Origin of the sequence: Nesterenkonia alkaliphila (genome assembly GCF_009758175.1) — a bacterium.
GTDB lineage: Bacteria > Actinomycetota > Actinomycetes > Actinomycetales > Micrococcaceae > Nesterenkonia > Nesterenkonia alkaliphila.
Genome location: NZ_WRPM01000064.1, coordinates 24,766 through 40,801 on the forward strand (window position 1 = coordinate 24,766; position 16,036 = coordinate 40,801).

A 16,036-nucleotide genomic window follows, 5' to 3' on the forward strand; every position below is an offset into this window, starting at 1 on the left:
AGCTCCCGTCACTTGGGTTTCTCTTCTTTCTCGGCCATACTGGACCTTCCAGTGCAGGGGAAGGTCAAGAAGGCTTCTGCCGAAAGAAAAGGGGGCCTGCGATGCGCATCGGGGAACTCGCCGAGCGGGCGGGAACGACGGCGAAGACGCTGCGGTTCTACGAGGAGCAGGGCCTGCTGCCCCCGGCCGAGCGCACGCCGTCCGGATACCGCGACTACGCGCCCGAGACGGCCGCCCGGATCGACTTCGTCCACCGCGGCCAGGCCGCGGGCCTCACCCTCGCCCAGATCCGCCAGATCCTCGACATCCGCGACGGCGGCGCTGCTCCCTGCGAGCACGTGCGCGATCTCCTCGACGCGCGCCTCGCCGAGATCGAGCAGCAGATCGCCCAGCTCACAGCGCTCCGAGACACCATCGCCGAGCTCAGGCACGACGCCGCGCAGCCCGACCCCGACTCGTGCAGCGCGGACCAGGTCTGCCGGTACCTGTAGCTCACGGAAAATCCTCTCGGCTCTCCCAAGCGACGAGAACGGAAAGTCGTGCAGAATCCCCCGTCCGCCAAATAGCGCCAAATCAAATAACGCGCACTACCAATACCGGGGGGCGGTCGGAGCCAGTTTGAACCAGGGCTCGCCCACGGTGATGCCGAGCCGCTTGGCCTCCGGGCTCATGGCTACTGCGCAGCCGTCATTATTGGACAGCACCACCACCGGTTTCCCGGTCAGGGCCGGGTCGAAGATGCGCTCGCAGCTGGCGTAGAAGCTGTTGACATCGACCAGCGCCACCAAGTGCTGAGTCATCGCAGGCTGTGCAGACACATATAGGCCACACCCCAGACCGCGAGCTCGGAGAGCTCCGGCACCTGGATGTCCGGGTACTCAGGATTCGCGGCCTCCAGCAGCACCCCGTCCGCGGTGAGCCGCAGCCGCTTCACGGTGAACTGGCCGTCCAGGACAGCAACCACCACATCGCCGTCACGCGGCCGGGTTCCCTTGCGGATCAGCAGGTGGTCACCATCGCTGATCCCAGCACCGGTCATCGAATCCCCGCTGACTCTTGCGATGAAGGTAGCCGGAGGGTCGTGAATCAGGTGCTCCTGGAGATTGATGCTTTCGTGCACAAAGTCCAGGGCCGGAGAGGGGAAGCCTGCCGGCACAGCAGTAGGCATCATCGGCAGCTCCGCTGCAGCTGCCGATGATGCCACCGCTCTCAGCTCAGATACTCTCACCCGCCCAGTATGCATCGAACATAGTTACGAATACAAGGGGTGGGCGGCGTCGTCGTACCTTCCTTATTGCTCAGTGCTGTGCGGGCAGCTGTACGGCGCGGGAGTCGCCGCGGCGGACCGCCCAGTAGCCCAGGGCCACCAGCCCGGCAATCAGCAGGATCAGGGTGCCGGTGCCGAAGTTCAGGCCGAAGCCGTTGACTGCCAGGAAGGCCACTGAGCCCACCGCCATGCAGTAGTAGAGCGTGATCCACACGGTCTTACGGATGATGTCGCCCTCGCGGTTGAACAGACCCACTGTGGCCGAGGCCGCCACAATATTGTGGATGGCGATCGGGTTGCCGCCGGCACCGCCTGCGGCACCGGCCGCGGCTACGGTCTCAGGGCTGGCCCCGATGGTATTGGCCGTGGACCACTGGAACTGGGTGAACGTGAGGTTGGCCAGCGTGTTGGAACCGGCCACAAAGGCCCCCAGGGCCCCGATGAACGGAGCAAAGAACGGCCAAGTGTCACCGGCCACATTTGCCACACCCTGGGCCAGTACCACCGGCATGGACTCCAGACCGGACTCATTGGCTCCGGACTGGATAAGCACCCGGACCATCGGCACCGCAAAGAGCAGGGCCACTGCGGTGGCGGCGAGCTGCTTGGCGGAGACCTTCCAGGTGGTGGCGATCTGCCCGCCGTTCATCCGGTAGATCAGGTAGGCAATCAACGAGACCAGAATCAGGATGAACCCGGGGGAGTAGAACAGATCGACACTCGCATTGATCCCCTCAACCCCGAGAATATTGGTGAAGGCCAACTGGGTGCGGCCCGGGGTGGTGAGGAACTCATTGAGCGGTTCGATCAGCCGGGTCATCACCAGGATGGCGGCCAGCAGCACGTAGGGGGACCAAGCGCGCACCAGAGTCATCTTGGGAGCCTCACCGGTCTCCTTGACCTCGCCCGGGGCGATCCGGCCCATCCAACGCTCCTCCCAGGCGGCGCGGGGGCCGAAGTCGAAGGTCTCCTTGGGCATCAGGAAGCCCTTGGAGGAAGTGAACATCACCAGGGCCAGGCCCACCAAGCCGCCGATCAGCGAGGGGAATTCGGGGCCCAGCAAGTAGGCCACGGTGACTGAGGGGATGGTCATAGCCAGCGAGGCGTAGATCGCGAAGGGCCAGACCTTCAGGCCCAGGGCGAAGTTGCGCTTCTCGCCGAAGAATCCGGTGAGCAGGCAGACCAGGATCAGCGGAATCAGAATGCCTACCGCCATATGCAGCAGCGCGGTCTGGAAGCCGATCTGGGCCACGTATTCGGTATAGCTCAGCCCCAAGCCCTCGATATGCTCGGTCACCCCGGGGGAGGTCTCGCCCAGTCCGTTGCCCACGCCGACCACCATGGGGGTGCCCACCGCGCCGAAGCTCACTGGCGTGGATTGAATGATCAGGCCCACCGCGACTGCAGCCATGGCGGGGAACCCCATGGCCAGCAGCAGGGGGGCGACCACTGCTGCCGGAGTGCCGAAGCCGGAGGCACCCTCGATGAAGCTGCCGAAGAGCCAGCCGATGATGATCGCCTGGATGCGCCGGTCAGGGGAGATGTGGTTGAACCCAGCTTTGATGCGGTCCATGGCACCGGAGACGGTCACCGTGGAAAGCAGCAGCAGGGCCCCGAACACGATGTAGAGGAGGGTGCCGGCCACGATCAGGCCTTCCAAAGAGGCAGCGGCCAGCGCAGTGGGCTGCATCTCCCAGGCTCCCCAAGCGATAACCAGCGCCGCCACATAGCTGATCGGCATCGCGAACTTCGCCGGCCAGCGGAATCCGGCCAGCAGGATTCCGGCAATAAGTATCGGCGCAATGGCCAGAAGGCTCAGAACTGCCAAGTTATCCACGCTGATAACCGCCTTTCACGGTGCAAGCCCGCCATCGAGCTCACCAGGAAGAAATGACTCACCTCACGACATGTGGAGTGTGACACATCACAGTCCCGGTGCGGTAGGGCGAGTCCGCCATGCGGACCCGAGCCGTTGTTATCGGCCTACCCGCCCGAACAGCGAGGCGATGGGCGCTACCACCAGTGCTCGGGTGGCCAATGCCGCTGCGATGATCACTGCTAGGGAGAGTGCGAAGAGCCAGAAGCCGGCCCAGTTGGTGGCGTCCTGACCGGTGTAGATCAGGTTGAGGTTGCGCAGGGCTCCGGTGGCGAAGACTAGGATCACATGGACCAGGATGAAGGCGGTGAAGTAGATCATCACCGGGAAGTGCACCGCCCGGGCCGCCTCCACGGGGAAGGCCTTGTTCAGGGCCTGGTTATTGGCAGGCCACAGCCCGGACATCCGAACTCCGGTGAGGATCGCCAGAGGTGCGGCGATGAAGATAGTGGTGAAGTAGGCCAACTCCTGCAGGGAGTTGTAGTGGGCCCATTCGCCATGGGTGGGCCAGTCCAGGGAGGCGTACTGCAGCCCGGCGGAGAGCGCATTGGGGAAGACATCCCAGCTGGTGGGCACCACCCGCTCCCAGTAGCCGGTGGCGAAGAGCAGGATCACAAAGATGACCCCGTTGAGCACCCAGAGCAGGTCCAGGCACTGGTGGAGCCAGATGGTCAGGCTGATCTTGCGCTTCTTATTCCATTTAGGGGTCCAATACGCCTGGGGCCGGGCTTCGGTGCGGATCTGGATGCCGGTCTTGATGATCAGAATCATCAGGAACGCATTGAAGAAATGGGCCCAGTTCAGCCACCACGGATACCCCCGTGGCGCATCAGGCTGGGAATACTGACCCGGATAGGACTCCAGGAAACTGGTACCGGCGGAGGTGCCTAGGAACCACCGGGCGCTGAGCACCAGTATCACGGCCAGTACGACGACGCCGCCGGCTCCAGCAGCTGCCAGCACACCCCATTGGCGCAGGGTCCTGCCCGCAAGGGTCCGCGCCGGTGCGCGCTGGGGTTTTGGGGCGACAGAGACTCCACCACCGCCACCGGCACCGGCACTAGCCTTGGCTTCGGCCGGGGTAGGGGTAGGGGTGCCCGAGGCCAGAGCGCCGGCCGCCTCGGAAACCTTCCCAGCGGGCTTGCCGGTGAGAAGGTCCTGGGACTGTTCCGCCGCGGGCGCCGGGACAGGGGTGGCGCCCAGGCCGCGGCGCCGAGCTGGTGTTGGTGTCGGTGCAGGCGTTGATGCAGGTGCAGGTGCTTCGGCCCCGGGAGTCTCGGGCTCCGGTGCAGATCTCTGCGCCTCTGCCTTGCGGGCTTCAGCTTCTGCTTCGGACCTGGGCAGGCCCCGGCGGCGGCCGGGCCGGTGTGGGGGCAGGCCCACGGCTGTGAACGGCTGGGGCTCTGGAGTGGCCGGGGACTGCTGAGCAGAGGCCGGCCGGGCCGAGGCTGGCTGGGCAGCCTCGGCTGGCGCTGGTGCTGCTGCGACTGGTGTTGGTGCTGCAGTCTCCGGCTCCGCGGCACGTGCCGCTGCCTCGGCCTCAGTCCGGGGCAGGCCCTGGCGGCGGCGCGGAGCTGCCCCTGCTGCGCTGTGCTGGCTCGCTGCAGTGGTACTGGGCTTGGGTTCCGAAGACTGACTCACCGCAGCTTCGGCTTCGGCAGCCGGTGCGGAATTCGAATCCGCGGGATCCGGGGCTGCAGAATTCGAGGCTGGGGGAGCCGGTGCTGGTTGTGCTGCGCGGGCCTGGGCTTCGGCCTCGGTGCGGGGCAGGCCTCGGCGGCGGTGATGCGGATTGGGGGTCACTGTGCCTTGGCCTTGATGGTTTCGATCAGTTGGGGCACCACCTCGAAGGCATCGCCGACGATCCCGAAGTCCGCGATGTCAAAGATCGGAGCCTCCGGGTCCTTATTGATCGCGACAATGGTCTTGGCCGTCTGCATTCCAGCCTGGTGCTGGACTGCACCGGAGATCCCCAGGGCGATATAGAGATCCGGGGCCACACTGACTCCGGTTTGGCCCACCTGCAGCGAATACGGGGCATAGCCGGCATCCACGGCAGCCCGGGATGCGCCCAGGCCGGCACCCAGGGCATCGGCCAACTGTTCAGCCAGCCCGAACCCTTCCTTAGAGCCCAGTCCGCGCCCACCAGAGACCACAATCTTGGCGCTGCGCAGATCCGGCCGGGACGAGGCCTCCACGTTCTCAGCAAAGCCGGTGATCACAGCTGCTGCAGACTTTGGCTGCGCAGCATCCAGGGTGATTACCTCAGGCTGGGCAGCCTCAGCACGGGCCTCCACGGCGCCTTCGCGCAGCGTGATGATCAGCGCACCGTGAGTGGGAGCCGATTCCGTGGTGAACGCTGAGCCGTAGACAGAATGCTCAGCCACCACCCCCTCGGCATCGCGGTGAACGCCTACCGCATCGGCAGCCACAGCAGATGAGGTGCGCACCGCCAGCCGGGCAGCGATATCGCGGCCGTCAATGTCATTGGGCACAAGCACTGCCTCCGGGTCAGTGGCCTCCCAGGCGGCGGCCACTGCCTCCAGTGCTGGGGCAGTCAAGGTGGTGGGGGCGTCGTCGTTCTCGGTGAGATAGACCTTCGCGGCCCCGAGCTCGCCGGCGGCCTGGGCAGCGGCCTGACCCTGACCAGCACCGGCCACCAGTACACCGACTGGGGTGCCCAGCTGCGCGGCGGCTCCTAAGAGCCCGGCGGCACTGCCCACCAGTTCGCCGGAGGGCAGCACCGGAAGGAATACCAGAACATTCTGCTCAGCCATCGGTCTCAGACCACCTTCTTCTCGATCAGATACTCAGCCAACCGCTTACCGGCATCACCCTCATCTGTGATCTTCTCCCCAGCCGTGCGGGCCGGAGTCTGGGAGACCGAGAGCATAATCGAGCGCGGCACATCAGCTGAAGCGTCCACCCCTAGGTCCGCCAGGGAATAGGTCTCAAGCGGCTTCTTCTTAGCCTGCATGATTCCTTTGAAACCCGGGAACCGGGGGTCAGGCAGCCGCTCGGTCACTGAGACCACCGCAGGCAGCTGAGCCTGCACACTCACCGTACCCCCATAACCAGCACGCTCACCGGTGACCGCCTCAGCGCTGATCTGCAGGGAATCCAGACTGGTGGCATGAGCCACCCCCAGCTGCTCCGCGACCATCGCCGGGAGCAGCCCGCCAGCACCATCGGAGGAGGCATCCCCGGCGATGACCAGATCGAAGCCGATCTTCTGCACCGCAGCAGCCAGCACCTGCGCGGTCAGGGTCAGATCAGCACCCAAGAGGGCCTCATCCACTACGTGATGCGCCGAATCCCCGCCCATCGCCAGAGTCTTGCGCAGAGTGGACTCCGCTGATTCCGGACCCATGCTCAGCAGGGCGATCTCCACCTCATCAGCAGACTCTGCATAGGACACCGCTGCCTCTACAGCCCGGCCGGTGATCTCATCGAGGACCTTCTCGCTTGCCTCACGATCCGCCAGACCTGTGGTCAGATTCAGCTTCCGCTCCCCGTAGGAGTCAGGTACCTCCTTGACCAGCACCACAATCTTCATCAATCAGTCTCCTAGCGTGTCCGCGCCCAGCGCCTCCAGCACTGCCGCAGCGACTTTAGCATCCTGCGCCGGCGGGCCCCCGGCCACACCGAGGCCGCCTACCAGCACACCATCGAATACTATCGGCACCCCGCCCGGAATGCGGGTCAGCACTCCGCCGGTCCCGTTCTCCATGGCGGTGGCCAGCTCAGGGTTGACAGCTGCTGAGGGTTTTCGGGTGGAGGCCGCAGTATTGGCCTTCCGGCGGGAGGTCTCCACACTGTGCGGGGTCATCCCGTCTGCGCGGCCGTAGGCCACCAGGCCCAGGGCGGGGTCGACCACAGTGGCGCAGAGCTTCAGGCCCCGCTCGGCACCGATCTCGATGCTGTGCTGCACAGCCTCGGCGGCCTTGGTGTAGGTGATGGCGGGAATATTGGTGTAAACGGACACAGTCACTCCTTCAGGATGTCAGGGTCAGGGCGTCAGGGTGGCCGGGTCCAGCACGGCGCCCGGATTGAGAATATTGGCAGGGTCCAGGGCGCGTTTGATCCGCTGGTTCAGCTCCAGGGCGTCCTCACCGATGTAGTCGGAGAGCCAGGGCCGCTTCAGCCGGCCCACCCCGTGCTCACCGGTGATGGTGCCGCCGAGCTCAATAGCCAGGTCCATCACCTTGCCGTAGGCGGTATGCGCCCGCTGCTTCTGGTCCTCATCGGTGGGATCGAACACCAGCAGCGGGTGGGTATTGCCGTCGCCTGCATGGGCGATCACCGCGATGACAATGTCATGGGCCTCGGCAATGGATGCGATCCCACGCACTAGGTCACCCAGCCGGGGCAGCGGCACGCCCACATCCTCCAGCAGCAGGGCGCCCTTCTGCTCCACTGCGGGGATCGCCATCCGGCGGGCGACCACAAAGGCCTCGCCCTCCTCCGGGTCGGCGGTGTAGAAGACCTCATCGGCATTGTGCTCATTGCACAGCGCCTCGATCAGCTCGATCTCCTTGGTGGCGAACTCTGCCGGCTCATCGGACTGGATGACCAGCATCGCCTCGGCCTCCCGGTCCAGGCCCATCTTGGTGGCATCCTCCACGGCGTTGATGGTGGGCCTGTCCATGAACTCCAGCATAGAAGGCCGCATCTTGGAGGAGATCGCCAGGATCGCGTTGGTGGAGTCGTCCAGTGTCTTGAACGTGGCTACCAGGGTTGTCGGCGGCCGCTGGGCGGGGATCAGCCGCAGCGTGATCTCGGAGATCACCCCCAGGGTGCCCTCGGAGCCGATGAACAGTTTGGTCAGATCCAGTCCGGCCACATCCTTCAGGGTGGGCCCGCCCAGCTGCACGGCACGGCCGTCGGCCAGCACCACCTTCAGCCCCAGCACGTAATCGGTGGTCACCCCGTACTTCACACAGCACAGACCGCCGGCGTTGGTGGCGATGTTCCCGCCGATGGAGCAGAACTCAAAGCTTGAGGGGTCCGGCGGGTACCAGAGGCCATGCTCACCTGCGGCTGCCTTGACCTCGGCGTTGAATGCTCCGGGCTGGACCACCGCGGTGCGGGTCAGCGGGTCGATGCGGATCTCCCGCATCCGCTCCATCGACAGCACGATCCCCCCGTTGACCGCAGTGGAACCCCCGGAGAGTCCGGATCCTGCCCCGCGGGGCACCACCGGGATGTTGTGCTCAGCGGCAAAGCGCACCACGGTCTGGATCTCTTCGGTGGACTCGGCGCGCACCACGGCAGCCGGGGTCCCGGCATCGGGATCATTCGCCCGGTCCCACCGGTAGTTCTCCATCGTGGCCGGATCGGTGACCACTCTTCCCTCCGGAAGTGCACTGACGAGTGCCTCTACTGACATTCAGAGTCTCCTTTGTTCAGTGGTGCTGCAGCAGCGCTGCGGCCTGGACTGGATGCTTCTGAGCAACGTAGCACCGTGAGCCCAGTCACTGTGTCATCGAGTCTGCAATGCGGACTCCGAGGGCATAAACTGTGCCAGGATCACCCCGACCACCCTGAAGATCACCCACCACGGAGCAGCATGGCCCCCACCCCCGCCGAGACACCGCACCCGCTCGATGAGGCCGCTATTGAGCAGGCCGTTGCCGCAGCACTGTCAGCCTTCGACGCCGCTGCAGACCTGGAGCAGCTCAAGGAGGCCAGGCTCGCCCACACCGGGGACAAGGCCCCTATCGTGCTGGCCAACCGGCAGATCAAGGACCTGGAGAAGGACCAGAAGAAGCAGGCGGGCAGCCTGCTGGGCGCCGCTCGCGGCCGGGTGCAGAAAGCCCTGGCAGCACGGACCGAGGTCCTAGAGGCTGAGCACGCTGCCCGGGTACTGGTGGAGGAGGCGGTGGACGTCACTGCCGCCCCGCGGCGTCGCACCCTGGGTGCCCGACACCCGCTGAATCTGTTGCAGGAACGGGTGGCCGATGTCTTCACCGCCATGGGCTGGGAGATCGCCGAGGGCCCGGAGCTGGAGTCTGAATGGTTCAACTTTGATGCGCTGAACTTCGATCCCGACCATCCTGCCCGCGAGATGCAGGACACCTTCTACGTGGAGCCCCGGGACTCCCATCTGGTGCTGCGCACCCACACCTCCCCAGTGCAGGTCCGCTCCCTGCTGGAGCGCGAGCTGCCGGTCTATGTGCTCTGCCCCGGCAAGACCTTCCGCACCGATGAGCTGGACGCCACCCACACCCCGGTCTTCCACCAGTTCGAGGGTCTGGCCGTGGACAAGGGCCTGACCATGGCCGATCTCAAGGGCACCCTGGAGCACTTTGCCCGTGCGATGTTCGGCCCTGAGGCCGCCATCCGGCTGCGCCCCAGCTACTTCCCGTTCACCGAGCCCAGCGCAGAGATGGACGTCTGGGATCCGCAGGCCAAGGGCGGAGCCCGCTGGGTGGAATGGGGCGGCTGTGGCATGGTCCACCCCAATGTGCTGGCCGCCGCCGGCATCGAGGACCCCGAATACACCGGCTTCGCCTTCGGCATGGGTGTGGAGCGGACGCTGATGTTCCGCAACGGCGTGCCCGATATGCGCGACATGATCGAAGGCGATATCCGGTTCAGCCACCGATTCGGACAGGAGGTCTGAGGCATGCGTATCCCATTGTCATGGATCCGGGAGTACACCCAGTTCCCGGCCACCGGCACCGCCGAGGACCTGATGGCCGATCTGGTCAAGGTCGGCCTGGAGGAGGAGGGCGTCCACGCCGCCGAGCTCAGCGGCCCGATCGTGGTCGGTGAGGTGCTGGAGAAGACCCCTGAGCCGCAGTCCAACGGTAAAACCATCAATTGGTGCCAGGTCCGGGTGGTCCCGCAGGGCCAGCAGCAGAGTCTCACCGGGGACGGGATCGACCCTGAAGGGGTGCAGGGCATCGTCTGCGGTGCGCACAATTTCGAGGTCGGTGACAAGGTGGTGGTGACCCTGCCCGGGGCCGTGCTGCCGGGGGACTTCCGGATCAGCGCTCGCAAGACCTATGGTCACCTCTCGGCAGGGATGATCGCCTCGGTTAAGGAGCTGGGCATCGGCGAGGACCACGACGGCATCCTGGTGCTCTCCACCCTGGGGCTGGATCCCGAGCCCGGCACTGACGCCATGGAGCTGCTGGGCCTCTATGACACTGCTGCTGAGATCAATGTGACCCCTGACCGCGGCTACGCCTTCAGCATCCGCGGGGTGGCCCGGGAGTACAGCCACGCCACCGGGACCGAGTTCACTGACCCGGCATCGCTGGTCACCCTGCCCGAGAGCACTGAGCCCGGCTACCCGGTGGAGATCGACGACGCCGCCCCCATCTACTCGGTGCCAGGCTGCAGCAGTTTCGTAGCCCGCACTGTCACCGGGGTCAACGCCGCAGCACCGACCCCGGCCTGGATGGCATCCCGGCTGCGGCTGGCCGGAATGCGCCCGATCAGCCTGGCGGTGGACATCTCCAACTACGTGATGCTGGAACTGGGCCAGCCGCTGCACTTCTACGACGCCGATAAGCTCACCGGCCCCATCCGGGTTCGCCGGGCCGCAGCGGGGGAGAAGCTGACCACCCTTGATGACAAGGAGCGCCAGCTGCACCCCGAGGACCTGCTGATCACCGATGACTCCGGGCCCATCGGCATCGCAGGGGTGATGGGCGGGGCCTCCACCGAGGTCAGTGATTCCACCACGAGCATTGTGATTGAGGCCGCGCATTTCGACCCGATCACGGTGGCCCGCTCCAAGCGGCGCCATAAGCTGCCCTCCGAGGCCTCCAAGCGTTTTGAGCGCGGGGTGGACACCCAGCTGCAGGCAGTGGCCGCCCAGCGCGCCGCGGACCTGTTGGTGGAACTCGCCGGGGGCACCGACACCGGTGCGGCCACCCAGGTGGGTGAGCCGGCTCTGCCCGAGCCCATCGTCCTGGACCCGCAGCTGCCGGAGCGGATCACCGGGGTGCCCTATGGGCTCCAGCAGATCACCCAGACCCTGACTGATATCGGTGCCGAGGTTCGTGAGCAGGATGGTGCCCTGCTGGTCACCCCACCCAGCTGGCGCCCGGACATCACCATCCCCGAGGCGCTGGTGGAGGAGATCGCCCGCCTGGTCGGCTATGACCAGATCCCCTCCCGGCTGCCGGTGGCACCTGCCGGGCGTGGGCTGACTGCACAGCAGCGGCGGCGTCGTACCGTTTCTGCCGGTCTGGCCGGTGCTGGGTTTACCGAGGTGCTGAACTACCCGTTCTACTCCGTTGAGGCCAATGAGCTGTTCGGCCGAGCTGATGTTGAACAGCCGCTGCCGCTGGTCACCCTGGCGAATCCGATTGCTGCCCAGTACCCCACACTGCGCACTACTTTGCTGCCCGGGCTCCTAGACGCACTGCGTCGGAATACCTCTCGCGGCTTCAAGGATCTCGCCCTGTTCGAGACCGGGGCAGTGTTCCTGCCCGGTGATCGGCAGGGTTCCGCGGAGCTCCCGGGACTGGGCGCGCATCCGGGCGAGGCGGTGATTCAGAGCCTGAAGTCTGGAATTCCGGAGCAGCCGCTGCATATTGCAGTGGCGCTGACCGGCTCGGAACCAGCTGCGGAACTTGGTGCAGCTGGCCGGCCCCGGGACTGGGCGGATGCCTTGGAGGCTGCACATCAGGTGGCGCAGGTGCTGAATGTAGAGCTCGAGGTGGCCCAGGGTGCCCATCAGGCCTTCCACCCCGGGCGCACCGCCGAGCTGAAACTGAATGGAAGCTCTGTTGGCTATGCCGGAGAACTGCATCCCAAGGTGATTGAGGCGGAGGATCTTCCCGAGCGCACTAGCGTTATGGAACTGAATCTGCAGGAGCTGTTGTCTGCTGCAGCAGATCAGGTGACCGCTGAGCCGATCAGCACCTTCCCGCTCACCACCCAGGATGTGGCACTGGTGGTTGACCAGAGGGTGACCGCAGGAGAGCTTGAGGTCACCCTGGCTGAGGGCGCCGGTGAGCTGCTGGAGGGTATCGAACTCTTCGACGTCTACGCCGGTGAGGGCATTGGCGAGGGCAAGAAGTCCCTGGCCTTTGCCCTGCGCTTCCGCGCCGCGGACCGTACGCTCACCGCTGAGGAAGCCTCCGAGGCCCGAGCCGCTGCCGTAGCCCTGGCCGCCGAACGCCACGGAGCCGTGCAGCGCGGCTGAAATCCCGCGAATGCATTGACGAACCAGTAGTTCTGGGGAGACTCCCCGAGCTGCGCCTTCGGTTCAGCAGCCGCAGCCGATGAGCAGGTTCTCTACCGACCACCGGATGACGTCCTCAATCTCAGGAACGGGTACGGCGGCCGCCACAGTGAGTGGATTCGTCTGCGGGTCTGGTGGTGATGGCCATACGGTCCGTGCGTCGTCGGTGACCTCGATGATCGCGTGACCGAAGACCAGAGCTGTCAGAGCGTGAGCGATGCGTGCCGCAACGGGGACACTCGGCCCGCACGCATGGATCGAGCCGATTAGCGCCTCATTCAGCCGGTAGGCTCCTGGGCCGCCGATCGGGCGGTCGAACAGTACCCGGGCGATGGCTGGATGCGCACGGAGCTCGGCCAGCACGTGGGCGGCGAAATCGACCACACGCGTACGCGCCGGCACCTCCTCGTCTGAATCACCAGGCCTGGCTACGCCGGTTTCGAGAAGTGTCAGGTCGAGTCGTTGCAACGCCCTATCCGCGATGTTCTCGAGCAGATCGTCTCGCGATCGCGCGTAGGTGTAGAGCGCGTTTGGCGCGACACCGATCTCACGGGCTACACCCCGAAGGCTGAACGACGCAATCCCCTCGCGCTCAAGCAGCTCCGTGGCCGCCGCCAGCACGGTCTCGGTCGATAGGTCGCTCCGCGGGCCGGGTCTTCGCCTTCCGCCGTTTGTTCGCGGCATGAGCTCACTCTACTATTAGCACTATGGAATCTGTACAGTGTACAAACTTGTCGCCTGGGCGCCCCAGAGTGGTGCCGTTTATGATTGCATTCGCCGTCATCGTGATGGCCGCTGTGTGCCTGGCGACCGCGCCTGTCTATGCCGGTGCGGATCCTGCCTACCTCACCGTGCTGACTCCGGTGTTCCAATGGGTGCCGTTCCTGGCGATCGTGGTTCTGCACCTGATCTACCGCTCCAGGAGACCGCGCGCGGCCGCCGGCGCGGCGGACGAGCCCGGATGGGCACTGTGGGCCGCGTCCGGGGTTCGCCTTCGGGGCCGGACCCGCAGGATCGCGGCGATGTCGCTGGTGGCACTCGGTGCCCTGGCCATTACGGCGTTGGTTCCGCTGCTGGTCTCGGGCGCGGCGGGAGTCATCGAACTGCGCTGGGCACAGGGCGCTGCCCTGGCAGCGATTCTCACCCTTCCGGTCGTCATGGTGTTCATGCTCCCGGTGGCTGGAGAGAGGAGCTAGCCTGGCGGGGATACCTCACCACTCTGCTGGCACCACGCGGCTTCGCTGCGACAACCGCACTTATCGGTGGACTGTGGGCGCTATGGCACCTTCCCCTGATCCTCGCGCTCGCCTCCGCCGGGGAGCTCGACGGACGCGACGTCATGGCCAAGACCGTAGACCTGCTGCTCGCGGCTGTCCTGGTCAGCGCTCTGCGCTACCTCTCCGGCAGCGTCTGGCCTGCGGTCTTTGCCCACGCGCTGTTCAACAACCTTTTCCAGATGGTCCAGTACAACTTCATGGAACCCCTGCGTGAGATGCCGGCGGGCGGGTATTGGGGATACATGGCGATCTCCTGGACGATCTGGCTAATTGTCGACGCCGTGCTCGTCACCTGGGTCTATCGCACCACGGGTGGCCGTCTGCCTAAGTGACCGGGATGCCAGGGTGCTCAGCACAACAGCGGCGTAGGCTCAGTTCACGGAGCCTCCCACCCCGTGACGAATACCGTGGAATTCTACGTGCGCGCAGTGGCCGTGCTGCATGCTCACACTAAACCGGCGCGATGAGCCATGATGGCCAGTTCAGTTCTGTCTCGGGCATCGAGCTTGGTAAGGATCCGGCTGACATAGGTGCGGGCCGTGGCGGTGCTGAGGTACATCTCGGCGGCGATCTCTGCGTTGTTCCGGCCTTGGGCGATTGCGGTCAGCACCTCGAGCTCGCGCTCGGTCAGAGCAGAGAAGCTCTGGGCAGCCGGTTGAGGTTTCTCCTCAGCAACCCGGTCCATCAGCTTGCGCATGATCTGCGGCGAGAGCTGACTCTCTCCTGCGGCCACGGCATGAACGGCCTCCCGCAACCGGCTCCCCGGGGTGTCCTTCAGGAGATAGCCGGCAGCGCCGGCTCTCAGGGCACCGGTCACCTCCTCGTCGTCGTCGAAAGTAGTCAGAATCAGAACCGGCGGGGCGGCGTCGTCCTCCCTGATCCGGCGCGTGGCCGCCAGCCCGTCCATCCCCGGCATACGGATATCCATCAGCACCACATCCGGGTCAAGCGTCTGGACCAATTCCAGCGCCTGTTGGCCATCGGAGGCCTCGCCGACCACCTCTATCTCGGGGTCATTCTCCAACAGGGCGCATAGCCCGGCGCGGACTAGGTGCTGGTCATCTGTCAGCAGTACACGGATCATGCCGGGGCGGCCTCCTTCTGCCACGATTCTGCGCTGACCGGCAGCAGAGCTCGGACCTGGAACCCGAGGTCCTTAGGCCCGGCCTCGAGGGTTCCGCCCAGAGCAGCGACGCGTTCCTTCATCCCCAGAATACCCATGCCTGAGCTGATGCTGCCGAGCTGCCCGCGCGGGGGACCCGGGTCGCAAACCTTCACCTCGAGGCTGCTGCCCTGCGGCCGGATCTGCACCTGGACAGTGCCCGCAGTTGAATGTTTGGCCGTGTTGGTCAGGGCCTCCTGGACAATCCGGTAGGCGGCGGCCTCCACATTGTGCTGGTACTGGTGGGGAACAGCGATATCAGCATCGATCTCCAGCGGGGAGTTGGCAAAGACTGTGGTCTCCAGGGCGCGGATGGACAGCAGAGGTGGGCGCACCTCGTGCTCACGCAGGGTCTGCACCGTGTCTCTGAGCTGGCTCATCATCTGCCGACTGGTATCCGCTATCACGCTCAGCGCGCGCTGGGCAGCTTCAGGCTTGTGGGGGAGGGCCTCAGCGGCAACGTCGGTGTGCATGGAGATCACTGTGGTCTGGTGGCCCAGAGTGTCGTGAAGTTCCCGGGCGATGTCCGCGCGCTCAGTGGCTGCCACGGCCTGGGCCAGGGCACGCTCCTGCTGGGCAGTGGCCTCGATGACACGGGCTGAGCGTTCTGCCAGTTCCCGCCGCGAACGGAGGCTGTCGCCCAGGGCGATCACTGCTGCCATCAACGCGATCTCCGGGGCCAATGTGTAGATGAATAGTGAGAGCAGATGCGTGTCAGTCTCGCGCACATACGCTGCTGCCAGGCCTGCGGCGAAAATGAGGAACAGCAGCAGTCCGACGATGGTCACCGGCCAGCGCAGTCGATGCCGCTCTGCCGCGGAGTAGAGAGCAGGGGCCAATGGGATCCCCAGGCCGATATTGGGATAGCCCAGACTGCTGTAGGCCAGCAGGATGACCAAGCTCAGGAACAGCACCAGCAGCGGAAAGCTGCGCCGAAGCATCAGCAGCGCACCCAGGGCGAAAGCGCAGACATAGGCCAGAGTGTCGGGCACTCGGAACCCGCCCTGCTCAGCCTGAATCATCCACCCCAGCACCACCATCAGAGCCACAGACAGTGCGGCGTCGGCCATCCTGGGACGCTCAGTGAACCAGGTCCGCACGCGTTCCACGGCGCCAGGGGGAGCTACTGAGGTCAGTGTGATGGCCATAGCAGAAGTGTAGGGAGCCGGGGCCATAGGGGCACAGTTGTCGGTGGACGTGCGTTATTGAGGGCAGGTTTTATTCGGCGCGTTGAGCGATGTAGCCGGAC

At 65.4% G+C, this 16,036-nt stretch carries 15 protein-coding genes and 1 pseudogene; 5 read left to right on the plus strand and 11 right to left on the minus strand.

Annotated elements, in window-relative coordinates:
- Nucleotides 1-101 precede the first annotated feature (101 nt).
- A complete protein-coding gene (locus GNZ21_RS08820) occupies nt 102-491 on the plus strand; it encodes a heavy metal-responsive transcriptional regulator (RefSeq protein ID WP_010155367.1) in 390 nt (129 codons plus the stop codon).
- A gap of 102 nt (nt 492-593) precedes the next feature.
- Here GNZ21_RS08820 and GNZ21_RS08825 read toward each other — a convergent pair.
- The 8 genes and pseudogenes from GNZ21_RS08825 to GNZ21_RS08860 all read right to left on the minus strand — a co-directional run.
- Nucleotides 594-800 (minus strand): annotated as a pseudogene (locus GNZ21_RS08825) (Y-family DNA polymerase); the annotation flags it as partial.
- Nucleotides 797-1,171, minus strand: coding sequence for a LexA family protein (locus GNZ21_RS08830; RefSeq protein WP_229659584.1), 375 nt, complete (start codon nt 1,169-1,171; stop codon nt 797-799). The gene GNZ21_RS08830 and the pseudogene GNZ21_RS08825, both read right to left, overlap by 4 nt.
- 127 nt (nt 1,172-1,298) lie before the next feature.
- Nucleotides 1,299-3,104, minus strand: coding sequence for an L-lactate permease (locus GNZ21_RS08835; RefSeq protein WP_188503778.1), 1,806 nt, complete (start codon nt 3,102-3,104; stop codon nt 1,299-1,301).
- Between the two features lie 138 nt (nt 3,105-3,242).
- Nucleotides 3,243-4,946, minus strand: a complete 1,704-nt coding sequence (locus tag GNZ21_RS16190; RefSeq protein WP_157323408.1) for a cytochrome b/b6 domain-containing protein — start codon at nt 4,944-4,946, stop codon at nt 3,243-3,245.
- The gene (locus tag GNZ21_RS08845; RefSeq protein ID WP_157323410.1) at nt 4,943-5,920 is read right to left on the minus strand and encodes an electron transfer flavoprotein subunit alpha/FixB family protein; all 978 of its coding nucleotides are present in this window, start codon (nt 5,918-5,920) and stop codon (nt 4,943-4,945) included. Before GNZ21_RS08845 ends, GNZ21_RS16190 begins: the two co-directional genes overlap by 4 nt.
- A gap of 5 nt (nt 5,921-5,925) precedes the next feature.
- The gene (locus GNZ21_RS08850) at nt 5,926-6,699 is read right to left on the minus strand and encodes an electron transfer flavoprotein subunit beta/FixA family protein (protein WP_157323412.1); all 774 of its coding nucleotides are present in this window, start codon (nt 6,697-6,699) and stop codon (nt 5,926-5,928) included.
- 3 nt (nt 6,700-6,702) lie between these two features.
- Nucleotides 6,703-7,128 (minus strand): GlcG/HbpS family heme-binding protein, encoded by a 426-nt coding sequence (locus GNZ21_RS08855; protein WP_157323414.1) that lies wholly within the window; start codon nt 7,126-7,128, stop codon nt 6,703-6,705.
- 24 nt (nt 7,129-7,152) lie between these two features.
- Entirely contained in the window at nt 7,153-8,532 is a 1,380-nt protein-coding gene (locus GNZ21_RS08860) for an FAD-binding oxidoreductase (protein WP_157323417.1), read from the minus strand.
- Between the two features lie 180 nt (nt 8,533-8,712).
- Between GNZ21_RS08860 and pheS the strand changes: the two genes are divergently transcribed.
- Both pheS and pheT read left to right on the plus strand, forming a co-directional pair.
- Nucleotides 8,713-9,768, plus strand: coding sequence for a phenylalanine--tRNA ligase subunit alpha (pheS, locus tag GNZ21_RS08865; RefSeq protein WP_157323420.1), 1,056 nt, complete (start codon nt 8,713-8,715; stop codon nt 9,766-9,768).
- 3 nt (nt 9,769-9,771) lie between these two features.
- Entirely contained in the window at nt 9,772-12,309 is a 2,538-nt protein-coding gene (pheT, locus tag GNZ21_RS08870; protein WP_157323422.1) for a phenylalanine--tRNA ligase subunit beta, read from the plus strand.
- A gap of 63 nt (nt 12,310-12,372) precedes the next feature.
- Here the strand turns inward: pheT and GNZ21_RS08875 are convergent, their stop codons facing one another.
- Entirely contained in the window at nt 12,373-13,032 is a 660-nt protein-coding gene (locus GNZ21_RS08875; RefSeq protein ID WP_157323424.1) for a TetR/AcrR family transcriptional regulator, read from the minus strand.
- A gap of 80 nt (nt 13,033-13,112) precedes the next feature.
- On the opposite strand from GNZ21_RS08875, the gene GNZ21_RS15950 reads away from it, so the two are divergent.
- Nucleotides 13,113-13,544, plus strand: a complete 432-nt coding sequence (locus GNZ21_RS15950) for a hypothetical protein (protein ID WP_229659585.1) — start codon at nt 13,113-13,115, stop codon at nt 13,542-13,544.
- 26 nt (nt 13,545-13,570) lie between these two features.
- Complete coding sequence (locus GNZ21_RS15955) at nt 13,571-13,957, plus strand: CPBP family glutamic-type intramembrane protease (RefSeq protein WP_232532773.1); 387 nt, start codon at nt 13,571-13,573, stop codon at nt 13,955-13,957.
- 113 nt (nt 13,958-14,070) lie between these two features.
- Here GNZ21_RS15955 and GNZ21_RS08885 read toward each other — a convergent pair whose 3' ends face one another.
- Entirely contained in the window at nt 14,071-14,709 is a 639-nt protein-coding gene (locus tag GNZ21_RS08885; RefSeq protein WP_157323428.1) for a response regulator, read from the minus strand.
- Nucleotides 14,706-15,935 (minus strand): sensor histidine kinase, encoded by a 1,230-nt coding sequence (locus GNZ21_RS08890; RefSeq protein ID WP_157323430.1) that lies wholly within the window; start codon nt 15,933-15,935, stop codon nt 14,706-14,708. Before GNZ21_RS08890 ends, GNZ21_RS08885 begins: the two co-directional genes overlap by 4 nt.
- Between the last annotated feature and the right edge of the window lie 101 nt (nt 15,936-16,036).